This window comes from Acinetobacter sp. SwsAc2 (assembly GCF_013391465.1).
GTDB classification, from domain to species: domain Bacteria; phylum Pseudomonadota; class Gammaproteobacteria; order Pseudomonadales; family Moraxellaceae; genus Acinetobacter; species Acinetobacter johnsonii.
Map to the genome: position 1 here is coordinate 1 of NZ_JACBEZ010000029.1, position 19,270 is coordinate 19,270.

Here is a 19,270-nt window from a genome sequence, read left to right on the forward strand (position 1 = left end):
ACTCAAGCATTAATGCAGTACGATCTTCAAAGTTAAGATGATGGTATGACAATTTTATATACTCCATAAACCCTTTAAATTAATTAGGTGGTTTATGTCGCACTTCAAGTTTTACTCTGCCAACTTTAAATCAGTGGCTCCACTAACACTCTTCACTTATTTATTTAAAATTTAGCGACGTTAAAAGACAATTAAGTATTTTTAGATAATGCTTAGAATCAATTCAATTCATCAAGTTTTAAAAAATAATTCCTTTTGTCAGGTCTATCATTTTTTAAATGCTTTAAAAATATTTTAGCAGTTTCCTCCGAGGCATCCTCTCTTAGGCAACGTTCAACAAAGGATATATCTACAAATTCATCAGCTAACCCAGCACGGCCAAGATCTAAAAAGTAAATTTCATTGAATTTATCTATAAAAATATTACTATCCGTGATATCGCCATGAGAAAAAACCAATCTTTCTTCAACACGAGTCTCAGTTAACTCATTCCATAGACTTAGGTAAGTTCTATGGTCTCCCCATAATTCAGCGTCAAAATCATCTTGATCTATATCGTCAAGGAGTTGGTTATCAATAAAAAATTTTGACTCTTTTAACCGATGATCAATGTTTGAAATAAATGGACAATCAATAATAGCAACTGAATTTAACAGATTGAGTGCCTCCTTATAGATAGCAAGCAATTCTTGGTCTGTTAAAAAAAGCGCTGAAATTGGTTTTGCATTGATCGCTTTAGTGATCATTAATTCAAACTGCTCATCCTGAAAAGTCATGATGAGTTCAGGCACCTTTAATTTCTCAGAGAGCCAACTCAACATTTTCGCTTCGCGAGAGACACTGTATGTGGTCTCTGTATATAAAGTGCTAGATCGCTTAAGAAAAAAAGTTTCATTATTTCGATTAAAAGAATAAACATCCGATGGCGACTGACCAATTTTATTTGGCTCTAAAACGCTGTTTCCAATAAATTGTTGAATAATATTGGGCAATTCCATCAAGTTTTCCTTTTATTCAGCATTAAAAACCCCGCAAATGCGAGAGAGGTGGTCCCACTTGTTTGAACAACTAAAAGCGTATTTATAAGTGATATTCCGCTCTAGTTAAGCCACCTTGTTTTGTTGGGGTAGCTGATCATAGTAAAACTCATTTGGTGTCATTTTGTCTAGACTCGAATGAGGTCGTTTCAAATTATAAAACTCAAAATATGCACTTAATTGCTTTTTCGCATCTGTGACACTGCTATAAGCTTTGAGATACACCTCTTCATATTTAACGCTCCGCCATAATCGTTCAACCATCACATTATCTACCCATCGACCTTTACCATCCATACTGATTTGAATGCCATTTGATTTCAATACATCAATAAATGCATCACTGGTAAACTGGCTGCCTTGGTCTGTATTAAATATTTCAGGTCGACCATATTTTTCAATCGCTTCATTTAAAGCCGAAATACAAAAATCCACCTCCATACTAATCGATACTCTATGCGCAAGTACCTTGCGGCTATGCCAATCAATCACAGCACATAAATAAACAAAGCCTTTTGCCATAGGGATATACGTTATATCCGTAGACCACACTTGATTACTGCGCTGAATAGCCAATCCTTTGAGCAGATATGGATATTTACGGTGAGCTTGATTAGCCTGGCTTAAATTTGGTTTGCAATATAACGCCTGAATACCCATTTTCTTCATTAAAGTACGTGTATGACGTCGTCCTATATGATGTCCTTGACGATTCAACAAATCACGCATCATACGACTGCCTGCAAAAGGATATTGCATATGTAATTCATCAATACATCGCATCAGCTTCAGATCTGATGCACTCACAGGTTTTGGGCGATAGTAATAACAACCACGGGAGACTTTCAGCAGCTTAGCTTGCTTAGATACTGAAATCTGAAGTGAGTCGTCGATTAACTTTTGTGGTTGAAGCGGCCCAGTTTCTTCAACACACCTTCTAAAAAATCAATTTCTAATGCCTGCTCACCGATTTTTGCATGTAGTTTTTTTAGATCGATGGGTGGTTCTGTTGGAGCTTTTGATTGATCGAAAGCTTGCGAGGAAGCTGAGATCAATTGATTTTTCCAGTCAATAATTTGGTTTTGATGAACATCAAACTCAGCACTCAATTCAGCAAGTGTTTTTTCTGCTTTAATCGCAGCAAGTGCTACCTTAGCTTTAAAATCATTTGAATGATTTCTTCTTGGTCTACGTGCCATAAAATACTCCATATATTGATGTTTATAACATCATTTGAGGAGCAGAATATCACTTATAGGAGTTGTTCAAATTTACGGATCCATCTCTTCTAAACATACTGAAAATTTTGATTTTCGTTGTAGCTTTAGTTATTTTTATTAAATTCATTATAAGTGAATACTTAGGTGTAATTTTTAGCAAAGAAATTACAGTTTTTGCGGGGATGTTTTTAGCACTCGCAATTCTTGTTTATGAAATTATTTCAATTTGTATATCTAGACTAATTAATAAAATTCACTATGACGCAGATCAACGTGAAGCTATTGAAACATTTGAAAAGCATCAACTTAATGTTGGCTTTATCGTAGCTGACTTGCCAAAAGATCAAAAAAACAATGAGTTAAAAGATTGTGTTGAAGCTTATATCACTCTAGCGAAACAAAATTTACCATTTGTTTTGATTAATTCAGACAATGTATCTACTTCAGGAATATATTTTTCAGGGCAACGTGGAAAGCGTGACCATAATAAATACAAAATCATCATTAAAAGAAACTTAGACTAAAAACAACCTTTTAGAAAAATAAAAAAGCCAGTATAGAACTGGCTTTTTTTGCTTAGTACGCTTAAAAATAATTTTCTTCAGGATACCTAATTCTTTGTAGAACAACTCCAATTAAGCCCGCTACAAGCATGTAAACCGCTTTCATATACCACATGCCCCACATAACGGTAATTGTGGTCGCTGAAAATTCTTGTACTGGCTGACCAAGAAAATTAGTTGTTTGATTAAATGATTTTTCTGAAGCTTCAAGCGCATAATAATTTAATGCAGGGAATAAGCAGACAACCAATAAAACAGCTACCGTAGGGTAAAGCATAGCTTTAGGTATATCCCATTTGATAGCAAAGTACAGCGCCACTACCAAAGCAATTAAGCCAACACTAGACTTCATTCCAGTGGCAAAATCTAAACCTACGGCACTTGAGCCTTTCCATACTAGAAAGCAAAAAACAGCTATCAGAAAAGCGACAAAGCCCGCAAAAATTTTAAATTGTTCCTGTTCTTGGTAATCCATATATGAATCCTTAACTATTAACTGCGGTGTCAGTATGATTGTTATAGCCTAACAACGGTTTATTTTCAGGTGGTGGAATGTCTACAACGTCCCGATCGACATTGACCAGAATTGATGTGAACTCACTTGAAGCAATCAATTCCTTTGCTTCAGTAATATAAGAATCTTCAGTCTGATCATTGATTAAGTAAAATGCCGTTGGTGGGTTGGTGTCTGTAAGCAATACGTTTGCAATTGGACTTTTAGGGCTTAGATTATATCGCAAGCACTTAATGAATGACCTATTCTGCATTGTAAGCGTGTCTAAGAGTTCTTTTTCACCCAAGCTCTCAAATGGTAGCCAAGTTTGATTTAAAGGCACTAGAGCAATTTCTTCAATCTTTGCGATACCACTATCCGCAAATCCAAAAGTCCCAATTGCTAATAGGTTTACATCGTCTTGATAATGCGCCTGCTCAAGCTCGGCTTCAAAGCGTTTATTAACTCGGCTATACATTTTTGCATCCATAAATAAATGCAAGGTTGGGGCATGTTTTAGAATGATTCTGCCCCCATCAAAACGTGCATCTTCAATAGACTTAATCACACCAATAAATATTTTTAATGGGCGTTTATTGCCTTTAACTTTCAGGTCTGCCAACTCTGCTTTTCTTCGGGCTTCAATCTCATTGTGTTTGGTTTGGTCGTAATATTCAGGGATATAAACCAATCCACTTAAATCATCTTTTTTATTCTTTTTATCATTCAAAGCTACTTTTAATGCCTTGCGAAATTGAAACCAATTATGCTTCATGTTCGGTTGGTGGCGGTTTAACAAAGCTTCTTCAAGCAAGTAATCTAACGTCCCTTTTAAGGTCAATTTTGTTGTTTCAGCTTTTACAGTATCTTTAGGTGTATCACTTGGCGTAGGCGCTTGTTTGGATACATTGCTTTTTGACAAACTGAACTCAAACTTTAAAACACTTGCCCCTGTTTCATCTGTCTTGATAGCTTCCCCAATAACCTCGCCTAGTCCTGAAATTTCAGTAGGTGGCTCATAGCTTAGGCAACTAAAGTCGTGCTGATCTGCGCTGTTAGGCATACGCTTTAAAACAAAGTTTTCGCCAATTTTAGCGATATACATTTCAATGTTTTTTTGTGGCAGACAAGCGCAAATAGGTCTAATCCCTTTTTGATAACACTCTTGCAAAATTGCCTGTGTTAATACTTCATCATCAGGACTAACAATTTTTCCATTATGTATAAAATTATTCATAAAACCGCCCTCATTTAATATTTAGGTGTGTTTCGATTAGGCGTATTTGGGTTTTTAATACGCTGATTAGGTGCATTCAAATTGTCTTTTGGTGCATTCGCTTTTTGCTTTAAAAGCTGTTCTCTAAACTCTGTATAGACTTCAGTTTTATGCCGTGAATCGAATCTAGCTTTTGACTGGTCTTTAAACTCATTAAAGTATTTATCTGAATATTCAAGATTCAATTTATTGAAAGGAATCTCGTATTCTTCATTTTTAATTCGTGCTTTCATTACTGGCTTATCTTTAACTTTATAAGCATCAATAACTTTTAATTCAGTACCTTTTTCAAAAGTTACCTTTTTAAATAGTCCTGTTTTAATCTCAAGATCATTAGTAAGTTTTACAAGCTCACCTTTTGCTATATTCATATTGCCGTTAAACTTAACGATCTCGTCACCAAGTAAGGCTTTAGATTTCAAACTTGCTCTAACTTCAGAAACGATTTCTTCTTTAGTGAATGTTTTATTTTCACTGGTCAATGAATACAGCTTGCTATTTATTCCAAACAATTCACGCTTATTCTCTAAATGCAATCTATGATCATTTAAATAAGACTTCATTAAATTATCTTTAGATTCTACAAGTGTGAAGTCTGTAGAGAACTCTTTAGTTTCTGAACGTCCAAGTACCTTTTTGAAGTTTTCAAAAGCCGTTACTTCTCTTTCTACTGGTTTGTAATTATGGTCATAAGAAACTTTACCGTCAGGGGTCTTAACAGTTTCTTTTTCATTAGTTGCAAAAGTTAAAGCACTATAATTGATTTGAATATTTTGCTTATGTCGAGTTAAAGCAACATAAGTTAAATTAGCATTCATATTTTCACTAGCTACAATATAAGCACTATCTACAGTCATACCTTGTGATGAGTGAATAGTATTTGCATAGCCATGTTTGAACTGGTCATATTCCTTTAAATCAACTCTAACAATTCTGCTATCACTTTCCATTTGAACCATCATAGCTTTAGGATTATTGAATTTATCCTTTTCAAAACCTATTACTTTAGCCAGTTCACCATTACTAACTTTCATCTGTGAATTATTTTGTTTGAATACAATTTTCTCACCGATGGAAATATCTAAATCACCTTGATAGTTTTTCACAGAAACACTTTCAGGATTAAGCTTACCTTGTTTGATAAGCAATGCTCTAGCCATTCGATTTAGTTCATTCACATCACTATTTGAATGAGCAAGCATTAATTTACTTTCGCTAGAATCTTCACTCCATGACTTAACAGTTTTAGCTAAAGCTAGATCATGAGATTCGTATTCATTAACCATATTAATAGATTTATAAATATCTATTGCTTTACCTACTTCATGCTTAGAAAGATATTTAGATGCTTGAATCATCTTGTCAGATTCTTTGGCATGTTTCTGACGTTGAATATCCTCTAGTGAAGCAATATTTTTCTTATCTAAGTTTTCTTGAATATTTGCAAATACATGACCCGCACTTACTGCACTTAACTGGTAACTATCACCAACTAATTTTATTTGTGCATCGTGTTTTTCTACAAGCATAAGCAAGCGTTGCATATCTCTTGAACCGACCATGCCTGCTTCATCCAAGATCAATACAGTTTTATTATTTATTTCTAAATTACCGCTATCATACTTAGACAAGAAAGAAGCAATTGTACTACTTGGAATATCACAATCATTCGCTATAGCCTTAGCTGTAATTGCCTGTAATGCGATTCCATATACTTGATAATCAGATTCTTTATAGGCTTCAGAAACGGCACTTAGAACGTATGATTTACCTGTGCCCGCAGAACCATTCAACAATGTAATCCGATCGGTAGAAGTTAAGGTATAGAATGCTTTTTCTTGCTCACTATTAAATGTTCTTGTTTCAGCAACACGTACCGCATTTAAAGGTAATTTCTCAACTAGATTAAATGGTTTTTGAATACGGCTTTCCTCATTAGCATTATAGATAAATGTTGAGATTGATTCCTCAATACCTACAAGCTCTTTAGAAGAAAATACGACTTTATCTTTACCATATAAAGTAGCCATATCAGGGCAAGTTATTACCGATTCATAAGCTTTTAAATATTGTTCTTCACCATCTGTATGAGCCATTAAAAAACGCTCTAGCTCACGCACTGAAAAAACAGATTGATTAGAAGTTAATGCTTTAATTGCTTCGCTTGGGCGCTCAATTATTATTTCACCATTTTGATGACGTACTTGCTTAATATTTTCATTGATATGGTATTTGTGACTGCTAACGTAATCAGCTCTAAAGTTTTGGCTAGACAATTCAATACCTTGCTCTTTAAAACTTCTATGATCAATACGTGCATCAATACCTAAGTTTTCACAAAAATCATTTACATGGTTAGCCCATTCTAGGCGGGTATCAACCACAAACATTTTAGAAGAAAAATAACGATCTTTACCCGCACCGCCCTTTTCAGGGTTTACTGGATTATAACGCTTAAAATGCTTTACTTCGTCACGCTCTATACCGTCTAATTTTCTTTCAGAAAACATAAGGTGAACATGCGGGTTTTGCTGACCATCACTAGCTAGAGGACTATGAATTGCATAAGAATAAGTGAAGTTTTCACCTAAAGTTTTTTCAACAAATTTCTCTACTAATTCTTCTCTTTGTTCTTTATTAAGTTCTCTAGGTAATGAAATTTCTAATTCAGTATAAACACGCCCATTAATACGCTCATTCTTATCTGCTGACTTCCAAAAGTGTTTTGCATCAGTAGCCCATGACGGTAAATTTCCAGATTTAATATTTTCTAAATCATCTCTTTTATACTTTCCATCACGGTTAATGTAGGCGTAATGATTTGCGCCACGAGTTCCTGTAGAACCGTATTGCCTGCCTGTCTTAACTGATAAGTGATAGATCGCCATTTTATGCCTTTTTTGCTTTTGCTTTTTCTGTTTCTCGGAGAGAAACGCGGAAGCGTGCATTCCTACTGCTATAGTCATGATAACCTCTCTATATATTCGCTACAAGTGACAAAACAAATGCTTGCATTTGTCCGATTTTGAAGCAATGCAAGGCATTGATTTTAAAAGCGGTTTTTGGGGCTGATTTTTGGCTTTTTTTGTAATTTATTTTTATATAGATATGGGGTTTCACCCCAAGCCCCACATAAGGGAATAATTCCCTTATGAATCCCTACACTTCGCCAGTGGGTCATCGGGGGTAGACACTTCGTTTACACCCCCTTTAGGATTAGTGTGTTTTTTTGATTTTTGCTGATCAATATGTTTTCAGATGAGCCGTGAGCCTATGGCTTCCGTTCAGTCTGAAAAATATTGACAGTGCTATTGCCTTTGCGAACTCTTATAGTTTTTTGTTGCTTTGTATTTTTTTGGGATTTTTTAATTTTTCATTGTGATATTATTTGATCACCTTATAACTTTTGGATTAAGAAAATGAATATTGAGGATTTTAAATTTACTGAAGATCAAAAAAAATTCGTCACTGAAGAAATTGATCGTTTAAAAAAACTTGAGAACAAAAGTCAAACTGAAGAAATTATCTTAACTTTAGTTTCTAACATTGAATCAGGTACGCCAACGAAACAGCAAATTAGTTCTTTTGAACGGATTATGAAAAATGAGTTTAAAAAATATAAAGCTCGTTTAGAACTGGAAAAAATCAAGGAGGATGAAAAAAAACTTCTTGCAGGTTTAAAAAAAGAAGTCCAAGTTGCACAAGCTAAAGATCGAAAAAAACGTGAACACAAGCTTATTACAATTGGCGCTCTTTTTGAAATGGTAGACTTCCCATCTGAAGATAAAGGCATTATCACTGGGATGCTTTTAAGTGCTATTGAAAATGCAAAAAATAACCCAAGTTATTTTGATAGTTTGAAAGCTTCAGGTGACAAATTTATTAATGATCGTGAACAAGCAAAAAAATCAAAAAGCACTTTAGTTGATAATTCAGGAAGTGTTACTGCTGAATGACTAAAATTGAAATATCTTATATTTTGTCGCAACCCTGCGGGATTGCTTTGTAAGTCCCGCTTAGGGGCAAAGGGGAGTAGTTGCGGTTCTGCGGTCAGCTCGACAAAATCACAGATTTTGTCGGCTTCGCTTGAACCTTGCAACGGTAATCAGGGAGGGAAGAATTTTTATATTTCTTCAGTTCGCAAAGTAGACACTTTGCTCTATTGATACCGCCTAGAGTTTAGTTTTTAATATCATCTTTAAAAATATATAAGCAGGCAGTACCAAATAGCAAAGTTGTAGCTAGATTAAAAAATATTTTAATCATTTCGTAAAAATCTTGATTTGGTTGTCCAAGATCATTGTACCAGTGGCTACTTATAAAATTCCCAATGTTATACCCTGCCAACATTCCTACAAGTGTATAAATAATTATCATCAGAATTTTAGATTTATACTTAGTGTTTTTCATTAAAATTTTCCATTTGCTCTATGTTCTCATAGTAATCTAATTCAGTTACTTTCAACTCTAACAATATTGAGTGATAAAAGTTTAATGGTAGATTCAAAAGTTCATTGTGTACCGCCCATAAATCAACTTCAGATTTAAAAAGCTTAGTGTATCTTGGTTTGCCTTTTTGGATTCTTTCGCTTTCTTCTGCAATTAGTTCGGCTCTAATTTTATTTAACATATTGATCATATCTATAGCTGTTTGATCTATTGTATAGATATATGAAGTTTTGCCATTCATCCATAATTGAGCATCACGCTTATTGAACTTTGTATTTTCTTCATAGACTACATTATAAAAATCTATAACCTGTTCCCGACTGTATAAGCCATTCTTAAAGCATTCTATTTTGAACTGTGCATTATTCATATTAGTGACCTCAATAACTTTATGTTAGCTCTTACCTGTTAAGACTATGCTTTTTTGCATATCCATAAATTTGATTCGCAATGAACCGCAATTTTTTTGCTTCATTGGAATATCACCCGCAAAAAAATTGCGGGCGACTTTATCACCACTTTTTTGGTTTCTATATTTGATTTAAAACCAGTAATGTTGATTCTAAATCTTCAATATGTACACCTAGTTTTTGGGCTAGTCTGTGCATGTTTTTATCATCAAGTATTCTTAGCGCTTTGTGTAATGATGCATAATTATTTAATGTAGAAAACTCCTCTATTTTATCATCAATGTAAACTTGATCTAACCCAGCATCTTTAAAACACTCGATCACCTTTAGCCCAACAAAAGATAATTTTTCAATCATTTTAACCTTTCCTTAAATTGCTTCATTGATTAGTAAAGAAAGCCCCGCAGGGCTTACTTTATTATATTTGATCTATAAGGCTTATTACTCGTTTAGATGCGTATATCCCATTTGCATTTAACTGGCGTACCCAAGCGCCCCGACTTGGCGACCATTTAAAACCATTACTTTTTAAAATTTGGCGTATTTCTTCCGTAGGTTTACCATCAAATATAAACATGCAACGGTTTTCTATTTTGCATTCTGTATATTTATAAAGATCGTTCTCAACTTCATTTGAAGTTCTATTTTCAAGTGTTTGCAATTCTGCAATACGCTTTTTCAAGCGGTTAATTTCAGCATTATTATTCTGAAGTGAATAGCTTGCAAAACCAATTGAGCCATATTTAGGATTTAATACGTCTATAGCTTTTTCTTCAGAGAATCCAAGTTCAATTAATCCCTCTAAACGTGCATTGTGTTCGGGAAATTTTTTAATTAACTTGTTAGCCTTTTTCATTAACTCTTGCGCCTGCTGTAACTTCTCAAGCTTGCTTTTAAGTTTTTCTATTGCATTAGGGTCGTCACTTGAAATACCGCCCTTGCCTACGCTATCAGCTTTATTTTGATAGTATTCGGCTTTCTTCATTTCCTGAACTGATTTACCCATAATAGAGTGAATTTTAGAACGAAAGTTTCTATCTCGTTTTTCACTATGATGACCAACTAAAACTGGCTGTCCAAACGGTATACATTCAACCATTTGATTTGAACGTGTCGCCAATACTGTGCTTTTTACTGTTGCTTTATCAGCTAAAGCTTCATAACGATCTAAGCGGTTTTGTTGGCGTTCTTCATAACGGTTTAAGCGTTCTGCTTTGATTGCATCATTGTTATTTTGGTCGTTCATAATTCAATACCTTTTTAATTTAAGTCGCCAATCGACTTAATAAAAACATTATACCTAAATTGATTTGTTAGTACAAAACAATATATGTAAACAAGTGTAATTTTTATTGTGTGTCTTGAATGCTTCAGATTTGCGCTGTAGCGGGTTGTTTCTCTTTCCTGTGGTTTTGGTCACTCCCGATCTGAACCAAGCCCGCAGGCATTAAAAAAGCCCCTTGCGGGGCTTCTTTTCTTTTAATAAATCAATTTATAAATTGCTGTAGTATCTAAAACATTCCTATTTTTATGTATAACGTCTTTTATGTAATCACTAAAAAAAACGGCTCTGCGATTGATTGCAGGTTTTGAGCTGTATGTCATCATTGCAATTTTAGACAATGCAAATAAATTTACCACAATTGAAAATTCTAGGGCATTCAGGTTAAACGCTTCGTCCCATCCATTTTCCATATAAAAAATTGAATCAGATTGCAAAGTCCAAAAGCCGTTTTTAGTTTCCCATACTCCCCCGTCATAGCTTTCACATAATCGGCTTGCTTCTTGATATAAGATATTTTCCCATACATAAATTGTATGAGCCATTGCAACTGTATAGCGTGGAAATTCGCTTTCTTGCATTGACTGCATAGCAACTAGGTCGGTTTTATTAAAGCTGTCATAGCTCATGTCTGCGATTTCTTCATCAGTCAACAAAACTAAATCAGTCATTTTTTAATTCCTTTGTATGAGGTCGCCAATCGACCTGATAAATACATTATACCTAAATTGATTTGTGAGTACAAAACAATATATGTAAACAAGTGTAATTATTATTGTGTGTCTTGAATGCTTCAGATTTGCGCTGTAGCGGGTTGTTTCTCTTTCCTGTGGTTTTGGTCACTCCCGATCTGAACCAAGCCCGCAGGCATTAAAAAAGCCCCTTGCGGGGCTTCTTTTAATTATGCGTATGATGAAACATAACTGCGCTTATAAACCTTTGTGCCTGTTGCTAGTGTTTCGTATTCGTGCGGTGTCGCTCTGATATAGCTTGTGATCATGATATAGCCGTCTAAAATTTTCTTTTTAATTGGTTCTCCAATAAATTCGTTTTGCTTTGGTGATACTTCACTTTGCATAAAAGCCGTATCATGTGAGCGTTTAGCAATTTCCCGAACTTCACAAAATGCGCCTTTCTTAGATACCACTTGATAAAATTCTACGTTGGTTTGTTCATAGCCCCAGCATGTAGATAAAATATCGCCTACCTGTAGTTCTTCACGGAATTTTTTTAAACGCTCTGCGGTTTTTTCTTTGTTCTGTAATTTTTGCTCATATCTTGCATTACATGATTGGATACTTTCCCCAACGGCTTGTTTTAAACGCTCAATTGTTCTGTAGTGAGTATTGATAAATGGTTTTTTTGCTTTTGCTCGATACGCCTTACATACAAGCATTTCAGTTGATACAAAAAAAACCGAACCGTCTTTAGCAGTTAAAACCAAACTGCCCTCATAGAACATTTGACCTTTTTCATTTTGAGTAAAATTTTTCATTTTCGAGTACCTTTTGTATGAGGTCGCCAATCGACCTGATAAATACATTATACCTAAATTGATTTGTGAGTACAAAACAATATATGTAAACAAGTGTAAAACTCTAGGCGGTATCAATAGAGCAAAGTGTCTACTTTGCGAACTGAAGAAATATAAAAATTCTTCCCTCCCTGATTACCGTTGCAAGGTTCAAGCGAAGCCGACAAAATCTGTGATTTTGTCGAGCTGACCGCAGAACCGCAACTACTCCCCTTTGCCCCTAAGCGGGACTTACAAAGCAATCCCGCAGGGTTGCGACTAGGGCAGGGGGTTAATAATCCCAACGGCTTGCAACTGATCTAAAGTAAATTGATTTTTCATAGCCTAGTTTTCTTTCTACTGAAAACTTCCAACGGTTTACCGATGGCTTATCTATTCCTGAAAAATAAATAGGGTTAAAATTTGGTACTCGATAAACCTTTCTTTTTTTACAGCTCGGAATGCAATTTAAAATTTCATCTGCAATCATTTCATTATCACATTCAAAAATTGCATCACTGCCCGCTTTAATCACTTTGCTTTTTTCTAGTACCCCATACCAATTAAGGAGAATATAAAAGCGGTATATATGGGAAATATCAACGCTATATAGCCCTTTCATATCTTTGTATGATTGAGCTGTTTCAACTATAGGCAACTCTAACGAAAGTTGTTCTTTACTGGTCATAACTCAAAGCCTTTTTTATTAGATCGCCAATCGACCTGACAAATATATTATACCTATATTGATTTGTGAGTACAAAACAATATAGGTAAATTAATGTAATAGCGTTATGCGCCCTGATTGCTCTTATTTTTCGCTGTAGTGGGTTGTTTCCCTTTCCTGTGGTTTTGGTCACTCCCGATCTGAACCAAGCCCGCAGGCATTAAAAAAGCCCCTTGCGGGGCTTACTTATGTTTGCTTTAGATAGGTAAAGTAAAAGTCTAAAATTTGTTTAAATAGATTAATTGCTTCGTGATGTGCTTCAGCAATATTGGAATGTTCATGGGTGAAATAAAACTCATGTGGTGCTTTATCTATGTAGATAGTAATAATGTTTGCATCTTGCATTTGACAGTTTCCAAAGGACACGCAAAATGTACCTTTTGGACTTTCAAGATAGGCTCTTGAGTAGTAATCGAAGTTTGCTTTTTCAAAAGCATTTAGTAGTTCAATAACTATTTTTTTAGTATCCAACTTTGTGAAAATATTGTTCATAATTAATCACCTATTATTTAAGTCGCCAATCGACTTAATAAATACATTATACATATAATGATTTGTGAGTACAAAACAATATATGTAAACTTTTGAAATTATTATTACTGCTATACTAATTAACATTAATACGCATAATATGATTTGTGAGTACAATACAACTTAGGTATAATATTAGCTCGAAAGTTTACGCACGTATTGGGAATGCTTCAGCATACCCAATGCTAAGTAAAGCTTTGAGCAATCAACCGACTGTAGGCAAGGGCTACCGTTCTCGCAGGCATAGAGGGCGATAGTAGAAACACTATATATAGTGGCTAGTAGGTATGAGATCCGCACTAGATATAGTGTTATAGAATTACTTAATTAAAAGCAGGGCAGGGCTTCATGGCGAACTTATCTAATGAATTTGCAATACCTTTAAAGGTCGTTACTGCACGTTGCCAACACTTGAAAGCAAGTTTTAAGGGTATCTTTAATAAGATTGAATCAAAGGCTATCAAGTATAAAAACGATGATAAAAAAATTAGTTCTTTGGTCACTTGGGATGATTGGATATATGCAGGCTTAGACTGCTATGCTCCAGACTGGCAGAAAGGTTTAAATGTTGGTGATGCAATTCCCGATCATCTAATCAATAATTTGCCTTGTCCTACTGGTGAACTGGTCACGCTCGGTTCTTGGATGCTGACAAAGAATATTTATAGATTTGAAAATGAGGTAGCAACTGAACTAACAAAAAGTAAATTTGAGGGCAATTTGCCAAACTTTTTGATCAATGTTCCTGAGCTGTGCATTTACGTTCAAACTGATAATTTTGATTTGCACTTTCAGCAATCTAAAATTTATGGAGTGATATTTACCTTAACTGAACTTTGCTATCAAAAAGTTTTAGTATCTACGATTTTTCTTGATACTGGTTTAACTCGAACAATCGTCTTATTAGTCAATGAAGAAAAAGCTATAGAAGATTGTTTATCAGATTTCATAGATGAATTTCATGATGACCGTTCAATATTAGATGAAAATGAAATAGATCAATACCAATCCCTACAAAAGCAACTTATCAATATTTTGCTTTGGTTCAGTTTATCTAAGCCTGATTATGTCCCATTGCTTCCTGACAACCATAAGGAAAGGGTAGGCGTTCAGACCGTAAAGCGTGTGCCTAGATTATTTGAAGCCCAAAAGTACAAGCCTTTTATTGCAGGCAAGGAAATGTCTAAGCAGATTAAAGCCGTAAATGATCAATTAACTGAATATTCTAAACAATCATCAAAAGTACACCGCAGACCACATTTAAGGCGGGCGCACTATCACTTGTATTGGTATGGGGCAAAAGGTAGTTATGAACGATACGATTTTAAATGGATACCTATAACTTTAGTTGGCGGTACTATAAAAAATATGGACTGACCTTTTTGACATTTCCCCCGCACTCATAACCCACTTAAATCATTCAATAAAGTAGATGCCTGGTCAAGACTGCATACTTGCAGTTTTGACCAAGCATCGGAATATGATTTTTCACAGTAAGAGTTTTGGCCAAGTATGGACCAAGCAATGAAATTGCAAGTCCATACGTGCTAAAACGGTTTTAATTAATAGGGTAGGGCGGTTTTAATGGCGGGAAAACATAGAAGATAGACTGGCATAAGTAATGCCCAAAAGTAGCAAAATTCCACGTATTCGCAAAATTAGAAAACAGAATACAAGCATACTTAACCAAAAAAACTTAGTCCCAGTTAAGCTAGGGAAAAAGAACATAATAATTGCAGGCATTAAAAAGCCAGTGATGATAAGTACCCTGATTATAATTTTCTGCATGTCAGTCCCTCCAAAGACAAATAAGCCCCACTTATTGGCGGGGCGGTATTTCTAGCAACTTAAAAATATTAGATAGATAGGGTCGCTTATTTTGGCTCTCCAATTCATTTATAGCGTACTCAATTGCAACCTGATCTACCTGTGTAATTAGGTAATCAAAGTTTTTTTGATCAATTTCATTATTTATGATCACCTTATTTTTTAGATCATTTAGGTTCATATCAAGCCCTTAATTTTCATCAAGCTTTAATAAGTTTTCATTGATAAGCCAAGCCGATAATGCCTGTCTAATTTGGTCACTTCGGTTGATACCATGAACAGCCTTAAAGCTGTTTATCTTCACATCATACAAGTGATTAATGGTGTAGATTAATTGCTTAGAATTACCCTTACTTAATTCTTCACTGTATGGCGCACTTGGATTGTTTAAATAGAAGTCCAAAGCCGATCTAGCAATATCTGCTAGTACGACTTTTCTTTTATCCGCTACTTTCTCGATCTTTTTGTATAGATCGGGATTGATCTTAATTTTTTGAATTTTGTCAAAGTTCAAAGAATTAACAATGTGAGCCTTTTCATTTGCAATATGGGCATTGCTACTGGTCACAGTAGCATTGCCTTTAGGTGCTTTCATTCAGTCATTCCCTCACGTTGTAAAATTTCATCAATTAAAGCATCGACTTCGGCAATTGCTTTCTTATCCTGTTTCCCATGATCATCTTTATATTCATAGATAGACAAGCCCTCGCCCAATGAACGTGAAAAAGCAGTTCGTAACGCAATCTTAGTGTCCAAAATTGGTAAAGGGTAACTTTCAGCTAACCACTCTTTAACCTCATTAAAGACCTTAGTTTGTGGGTTTACGCCACTCAATAAAAAGTAAGCTGAAAAATCACGATAGCCCTTAATTTCATTGATTGATTTTAAGGTTTCTTTAGTAGCCCAAGCATCCAATGGACTTGTCGTATTTGGAACGATCGCAACGTCACAAGCTACAATAGCAAGGCGTGTTAATTCTGACTGTCTGCCTGCGCTGTCAGTGATTACAAAGTCATATTTTGATTTAATTTTAGCAATCTCTTTGGCTAAGTTGGTTTTTGGTACACCAATAACAGTAAAGCCTAAATCAATATCTGCTTCTTCACGTACAGTAGCCCAGTCAAGTGAACTAGCTTGCGGGTCACCATCAACTAACAGTACGTCATACCCACGTAGAGATAAGCCCATAGCTAAATTAATTGAAGTCGTTGTTTTAGATACACCGCCTTTCTGATTAACCAATGCTATTACTTTAGATAATTTTTCAGTGTTATTGCTCATGTTCTTTTCCTTTAAATTAAGTATTGTCTGTTGTTTTTACTGATCGTCTGCTTTCAGGAAGAATGCCTTTATCGACCATTGAATTAATTAAAAAATCTGTTTGGCTTAAATTGTTATCTTTGCAGAATTTAATAAGTTTCAACTTATCTTCATGGTTCATACGTGTTTGAAATCTATCTTCTTTGACAACTTCTTTAACACTGTTTTGATTACCAATCATTGTTGATCTTGTCTTACCTTTAGTAGATTTAATCATAGGTATATTCCCTAACTATTTATACATATATTAATTTGTACTCACAAAACAATCAAGGGGTATTTTAGATACTTTTGTAATTGTTCTCTATTGTTCTAATAGTTTGTTATTTAAAGTCTTTATAAGTAAAACTATATATAAGCAATACTTATATATGTACTGGGAATAGGCGCTATTACAATAAGGCGCTTATCTGCTTCAACCTCACAACCTTAGTCGTTTTCGCTTCGCTTCAACCGCCTTGCGGTTGGTGAGATTGAGCAGATTTCGGCAATATTCACCCTAGATAGCCTAAGCAAAAAAAATTGCTTAAAATGGCTATCTTGAATATTGCCGTTGTAGCATTGCTGTCGGAGCCGACATCGCTTTCAATCGACACTGTATGCCAATGTAAGGGCATAACAGCAAGTGAGTATTTAGAGCCTTACAGCTCCCCTGCACACGCATTAGCTCACTCACTAGGTCGGCAATCTCAAGGAGGGTTTCCCCAACGTCTTATTTATGCCAGTTCCTAGCGTATTCCCTGCGTCCCCGCCTATTGTGCGTTCATCAGCAAGCGGGCGTTTTACACTGGCTAGGTGCTTAACTCTTGCGTTGGTGATACTGCCGTCACTTGTATCCTCCTGCTACACCAACCGTCTTTAAAACTCTATGCCATTGTTGACCCATTTAAGGCAATGCACTTACAAACATAAAGTTTTATAAAACACAGGAGTAGACGAAGCTCGGCAAATAAACAATGCGCTTATTTGATACACGAATAGACACTAAATTAACGAAGTTTTTTCATTGTATGACTTGCAAAATCTAATATAAATGCAATAATAGAGTTCAGGTACAAGCCTTTCAGGTGAAATCATAACGGTCGCCAAACCTTATGATCTTCGTTAGATGATGTTTACCGCATCAAATAACTGTGTACCGAAGAATATAGAACATAGCCCCGATAGTTGCAAGACTATCGGGGCTTTTTCTTTGTGCGCTATTTCACAATTTCCCTATAACAATCAAAAACTTTTTTTTGCTATTTATTGAAATATCATAGAGTTATAACTCTAAATCACCCTAAATAAAGGGTATCACCACACGCTTAATTATTATTCATAAAATCAAAATAAATTAACTATCGCCCTCTGTGCCTGCGGGAACGGTAGCCCTTACCTACAGTCGGTTGATTGCTCAAAGCTTTACTTAGCATTGGGTATGCTGAAGCATTCCCAATACGTGCATAAACTTTCGAGCCTTTATACTCAATAGTAAAAAATTACAATTAAGTGATTGAATATGAATACTTAATAATAAGAGTGTTATCTTTTTGTTTACCATTTAAAACAGTTGAAATGGTTAGATTTTAGTAAACTTGTTCTATTTTTAAACTTATAGAGTTATACTGTTATAACTCTATAACCGATAAGGCTAGAACTATGAAAAAAATCTTCGTCACAATGGGCATTTTGAGCCTAACAGCACTTACAGCCTGTGCCACAAATACATCATCACAAAAGGGATTAAAAAAATCACCATGCGCTTGCGTATATCAACCAATCCCAAGCGCTGAAAATCAAATCTCTGACCCATTCGCTCAAGTAACTAAAACGGTAAAAACTGGGGGTAATGTCGTATGAAAAAACTATTACTTCCGATCGCTACGGCTTTAGTTTTGACGGCTTGTTCTGACGAGCCTAAAGCGCCTGAAGTGAAAGGGGATGACTATGTAGGCGTTTGGATGAACCCAATAGGGCAACAATCGCAATCAGCAAATGACGTAATTATCAATGATCGAATCATTATTGATAAAAGCACAACTAAAGACGTTTACACCGTCACTATTTTAGCTAAAGGCGTTTTTACAGACATGAAGTTTAAACCTGATAACGGTTTGCTTTGTGCGCCTAACGATGCTTGTTTTCAGCTTGTAGATGGAAAGCTAAAGCTTGGTAGTGAAAGCGGTGTTCTAACTTATGAGAGAGAACAGCAAAATGGAAATCAATAAAATTAAACTCGGTCTAGCTTCTGCGGTTGTCGCTTTAGGTCTAACTGGCTGTTTCACTTCTAAGCCTGACATTTCAGGCGTATGGGTTCCCGAACACACTCCAAAATCTGAATTTTTTTATTCGTACTATGTGATTTCTGAAGCTGATAAACAGGGCAATTTCCCAGTAAAGAAAGTCAATTATCAAATCCAAAACATGAACCAATATAACCCTGCAAAGTTGCCTAAATTTACTGGTGAATCAAGCGGGGTCTTAACATTCGTTAAAGACGATACATATTGCTATGAAGGCTCTTTGGCTAGTGATTGTTTTGTCTATTCAGACGGAAAATTAAGAAAATCAGATACACAAAACTTTTTCTTAAAGACTTCAAAAAACCCGCCCGAAATTCCAGTAATTCGCTGAGGTCAC

At 35.2% G+C, this 19,270-nt stretch carries 21 protein-coding genes; 5 read left to right on the plus strand and 16 right to left on the minus strand.

Annotated elements, in window-relative coordinates; genetic code table 11:
- Positions 1 to 218: 218 nt before the first annotated feature.
- On the minus strand, positions 219 to 998 hold the full coding sequence (locus tag HYI04_RS12520) for an APH(3')-VI family aminoglycoside O-phosphotransferase (RefSeq protein ID WP_014386410.1): 780 nt from the start codon (positions 996 to 998) through the stop codon (positions 219 to 221).
- Between the two features lie 105 nt (positions 999 to 1,103).
- A protein-coding gene (locus HYI04_RS12525; protein WP_223155595.1) for an IS3-like element ISAba14 family transposase occupies positions 1,104 to 2,236 on the minus strand; the annotation gives its coding sequence in 2 pieces (ribosomal slippage) (positions 1,104 to 1,984 and positions 1,984 to 2,236; 1,134 coding nt in all).
- A gap of 62 nt (positions 2,237 to 2,298) precedes the next feature.
- Between HYI04_RS12525 and HYI04_RS12530 the strand changes: the two genes are divergently transcribed.
- The gene (locus HYI04_RS12530; RefSeq protein WP_019768104.1) at positions 2,299 to 2,781 is read left to right on the plus strand and encodes a hypothetical protein; all 483 of its coding nucleotides are present in this window, start codon (positions 2,299 to 2,301) and stop codon (positions 2,779 to 2,781) included.
- Positions 2,782 to 2,842: 61 nt separating this feature from the next.
- Here the strand turns inward: HYI04_RS12530 and HYI04_RS12535 are convergent, their stop codons facing one another.
- Genes HYI04_RS12535 through HYI04_RS12545 form a run of 3 tightly spaced genes read right to left on the minus strand, consistent with a single transcriptional unit; the run spans position 2,843 to position 7,477 of the window.
- The gene (locus tag HYI04_RS12535; RefSeq protein WP_004993232.1) at positions 2,843 to 3,295 is read right to left on the minus strand and encodes a hypothetical protein; all 453 of its coding nucleotides are present in this window, start codon (positions 3,293 to 3,295) and stop codon (positions 2,843 to 2,845) included.
- Positions 3,296 to 3,305: 10 nt separating this feature from the next.
- The gene (locus HYI04_RS12540) at positions 3,306 to 4,550 is read right to left on the minus strand and encodes a DUF1173 family protein (RefSeq protein WP_015060702.1); all 1,245 of its coding nucleotides are present in this window, start codon (positions 4,548 to 4,550) and stop codon (positions 3,306 to 3,308) included.
- Between the two features lie 14 nt (positions 4,551 to 4,564).
- Complete coding sequence (locus HYI04_RS12545; RefSeq protein ID WP_017480453.1) at positions 4,565 to 7,477, minus strand: AAA family ATPase; 2,913 nt, start codon at positions 7,475 to 7,477, stop codon at positions 4,565 to 4,567.
- Between the two features lie 531 nt (positions 7,478 to 8,008).
- On the opposite strand from HYI04_RS12545, the gene HYI04_RS12550 reads away from it, so the two are divergent.
- Complete coding sequence (locus tag HYI04_RS12550; RefSeq protein ID WP_015060720.1) at positions 8,009 to 8,545, plus strand: conjugal transfer protein TraD; 537 nt, start codon at positions 8,009 to 8,011, stop codon at positions 8,543 to 8,545.
- A 223-nt stretch (positions 8,546 to 8,768) separates the two neighbouring features.
- Here the strand turns inward: HYI04_RS12550 and HYI04_RS12555 are convergent, their stop codons facing one another.
- The 8 genes from HYI04_RS12555 to HYI04_RS12590 form a co-directional block, all read right to left on the minus strand.
- Positions 8,769 to 8,999 carry a hypothetical protein gene (locus HYI04_RS12555; protein ID WP_017480467.1) on the minus strand — a complete coding sequence of 77 codons (231 nt, stop codon included), beginning with the start codon at positions 8,997 to 8,999 and terminating at the stop codon, positions 8,769 to 8,771.
- Positions 8,986 to 9,408, minus strand: coding sequence for a hypothetical protein (locus HYI04_RS12560; RefSeq protein ID WP_015060719.1), 423 nt, complete (start codon positions 9,406 to 9,408; stop codon positions 8,986 to 8,988). Before HYI04_RS12560 ends, HYI04_RS12555 begins: the two co-directional genes overlap by 14 nt.
- A gap of 160 nt (positions 9,409 to 9,568) precedes the next feature.
- The gene (locus HYI04_RS12565; RefSeq protein ID WP_015060718.1) at positions 9,569 to 9,805 is read right to left on the minus strand and encodes a hypothetical protein; all 237 of its coding nucleotides are present in this window, start codon (positions 9,803 to 9,805) and stop codon (positions 9,569 to 9,571) included.
- A gap of 61 nt (positions 9,806 to 9,866) precedes the next feature.
- Positions 9,867 to 10,694, minus strand: a complete 828-nt coding sequence (locus HYI04_RS12570; RefSeq protein ID WP_015060717.1) for a DUF3560 domain-containing protein — start codon at positions 10,692 to 10,694, stop codon at positions 9,867 to 9,869.
- A 233-nt stretch (positions 10,695 to 10,927) separates the two neighbouring features.
- Positions 10,928 to 11,401, minus strand: a complete 474-nt coding sequence (locus HYI04_RS12575; protein WP_015060716.1) for a hypothetical protein — start codon at positions 11,399 to 11,401, stop codon at positions 10,928 to 10,930.
- A 230-nt stretch (positions 11,402 to 11,631) separates the two neighbouring features.
- Complete coding sequence (locus HYI04_RS12580) at positions 11,632 to 12,225, minus strand: hypothetical protein (protein WP_017480466.1); 594 nt, start codon at positions 12,223 to 12,225, stop codon at positions 11,632 to 11,634.
- Between the two features lie 310 nt (positions 12,226 to 12,535).
- Positions 12,536 to 12,931, minus strand: a complete 396-nt coding sequence (locus HYI04_RS12585) for a hypothetical protein (RefSeq protein WP_005000189.1) — start codon at positions 12,929 to 12,931, stop codon at positions 12,536 to 12,538.
- Between the two features lie 225 nt (positions 12,932 to 13,156).
- The gene (locus HYI04_RS12590; protein WP_005000193.1) at positions 13,157 to 13,462 is read right to left on the minus strand and encodes a hypothetical protein; all 306 of its coding nucleotides are present in this window, start codon (positions 13,460 to 13,462) and stop codon (positions 13,157 to 13,159) included.
- Positions 13,463 to 13,849: 387 nt separating this feature from the next.
- Between HYI04_RS12590 and HYI04_RS12595 the strand changes: the two genes are divergently transcribed.
- A complete protein-coding gene (locus HYI04_RS12595; protein WP_005000195.1) occupies positions 13,850 to 14,878 on the plus strand; it encodes a hypothetical protein in 1,029 nt (342 codons plus the stop codon).
- Between the two features lie 640 nt (positions 14,879 to 15,518).
- Here the strand turns inward: HYI04_RS12595 and HYI04_RS12600 are convergent.
- From HYI04_RS12600 to HYI04_RS12610, 3 genes are read right to left on the minus strand one after another with little or no spacing between them, the layout of a single operon-like run.
- Positions 15,519 to 15,923 (minus strand): hypothetical protein, encoded by a 405-nt coding sequence (locus HYI04_RS12600; RefSeq protein WP_005000449.1) that lies wholly within the window; start codon positions 15,921 to 15,923, stop codon positions 15,519 to 15,521.
- Positions 15,920 to 16,609, minus strand: a complete 690-nt coding sequence (gene parA, locus HYI04_RS12605; protein WP_005000446.1) for a ParA family partition ATPase — start codon at positions 16,607 to 16,609, stop codon at positions 15,920 to 15,922. The genes HYI04_RS12600 and parA overlap by 4 nt, the downstream gene beginning before the upstream one ends.
- A 16-nt stretch (positions 16,610 to 16,625) precedes the next feature.
- Positions 16,626 to 16,865: a hypothetical protein gene (locus HYI04_RS12610; RefSeq protein ID WP_005000443.1), complete on the minus strand. Its 240-nt coding sequence runs from the start codon at positions 16,863 to 16,865 to the stop codon at positions 16,626 to 16,628.
- 1,621 nt (positions 16,866 to 18,486) lie between these two features.
- Between HYI04_RS12610 and HYI04_RS12615 the strand changes: the two genes are divergently transcribed.
- Both HYI04_RS12615 and HYI04_RS12620 read left to right on the plus strand, forming a co-directional pair.
- Positions 18,487 to 18,858 carry a hypothetical protein gene (locus HYI04_RS12615; RefSeq protein ID WP_005000442.1) on the plus strand — a complete coding sequence of 124 codons (372 nt, stop codon included), beginning with the start codon at positions 18,487 to 18,489 and terminating at the stop codon, positions 18,856 to 18,858.
- Positions 18,845 to 19,264, plus strand: coding sequence for a hypothetical protein (locus HYI04_RS12620; RefSeq protein ID WP_005000439.1), 420 nt, complete (start codon positions 18,845 to 18,847; stop codon positions 19,262 to 19,264). The genes HYI04_RS12615 and HYI04_RS12620 overlap by 14 nt, the downstream gene beginning before the upstream one ends.
- Positions 19,265 to 19,270: the final 6 nt, after the last annotated feature.

Excerpts from the sequence above, each read along its gene's own strand:
- HYI04_RS12520 (WP_014386410.1), bottom strand. The coding sequence starts at position 998 with ATGGAATTGCCCAATATTATTCAACAATTTATTGGAAACAGCGTTTTA.
- HYI04_RS12535 (WP_004993232.1), bottom strand. The coding sequence starts at position 3,295 with ATGGATTACCAAGAACAGGAACAATTTAAAATTTTTGCGGGCTTTGTC.
- HYI04_RS12540 (WP_015060702.1), bottom strand. The coding sequence starts at position 4,550 with ATGAATAATTTTATACATAATGGAAAAATTGTTAGTCCTGATGATGAA.
- HYI04_RS12545 (WP_017480453.1), bottom strand. The coding sequence starts at position 7,477 with ATGGCGATCTATCACTTATCAGTTAAGACAGGCAGGCAATACGGTTCT.
- HYI04_RS12550 (WP_015060720.1), top strand. The coding sequence starts at position 8,009 with ATGAATATTGAGGATTTTAAATTTACTGAAGATCAAAAAAAATTCGTC.
- HYI04_RS12555 (WP_017480467.1), bottom strand. The coding sequence starts at position 8,999 with ATGAAAAACACTAAGTATAAATCTAAAATTCTGATGATAATTATTTAT.
- HYI04_RS12560 (WP_015060719.1), bottom strand. The coding sequence starts at position 9,408 with ATGAATAATGCACAGTTCAAAATAGAATGCTTTAAGAATGGCTTATAC.
- HYI04_RS12565 (WP_015060718.1), bottom strand. The coding sequence starts at position 9,805 with ATGATTGAAAAATTATCTTTTGTTGGGCTAAAGGTGATCGAGTGTTTT.
- HYI04_RS12570 (WP_015060717.1), bottom strand. The coding sequence starts at position 10,694 with ATGAACGACCAAAATAACAATGATGCAATCAAAGCAGAACGCTTAAAC.
- HYI04_RS12575 (WP_015060716.1), bottom strand. The coding sequence starts at position 11,401 with ATGACTGATTTAGTTTTGTTGACTGATGAAGAAATCGCAGACATGAGC.
- HYI04_RS12580 (WP_017480466.1), bottom strand. The coding sequence starts at position 12,225 with ATGAAAAATTTTACTCAAAATGAAAAAGGTCAAATGTTCTATGAGGGC.
- HYI04_RS12585 (WP_005000189.1), bottom strand. The coding sequence starts at position 12,931 with ATGACCAGTAAAGAACAACTTTCGTTAGAGTTGCCTATAGTTGAAACA.
- HYI04_RS12590 (WP_005000193.1), bottom strand. The coding sequence starts at position 13,462 with ATGAACAATATTTTCACAAAGTTGGATACTAAAAAAATAGTTATTGAA.
- HYI04_RS12595 (WP_005000195.1), top strand. The coding sequence starts at position 13,850 with ATGGCGAACTTATCTAATGAATTTGCAATACCTTTAAAGGTCGTTACT.
- HYI04_RS12600 (WP_005000449.1), bottom strand. The coding sequence starts at position 15,923 with ATGAAAGCACCTAAAGGCAATGCTACTGTGACCAGTAGCAATGCCCAT.
- parA (WP_005000446.1), bottom strand. The coding sequence starts at position 16,609 with ATGAGCAATAACACTGAAAAATTATCTAAAGTAATAGCATTGGTTAAT.
- HYI04_RS12610 (WP_005000443.1), bottom strand. The coding sequence starts at position 16,865 with ATGATTAAATCTACTAAAGGTAAGACAAGATCAACAATGATTGGTAAT.
- HYI04_RS12615 (WP_005000442.1), top strand. The coding sequence starts at position 18,487 with ATGAAAAAACTATTACTTCCGATCGCTACGGCTTTAGTTTTGACGGCT.
- HYI04_RS12620 (WP_005000439.1), top strand. The coding sequence starts at position 18,845 with ATGGAAATCAATAAAATTAAACTCGGTCTAGCTTCTGCGGTTGTCGCT.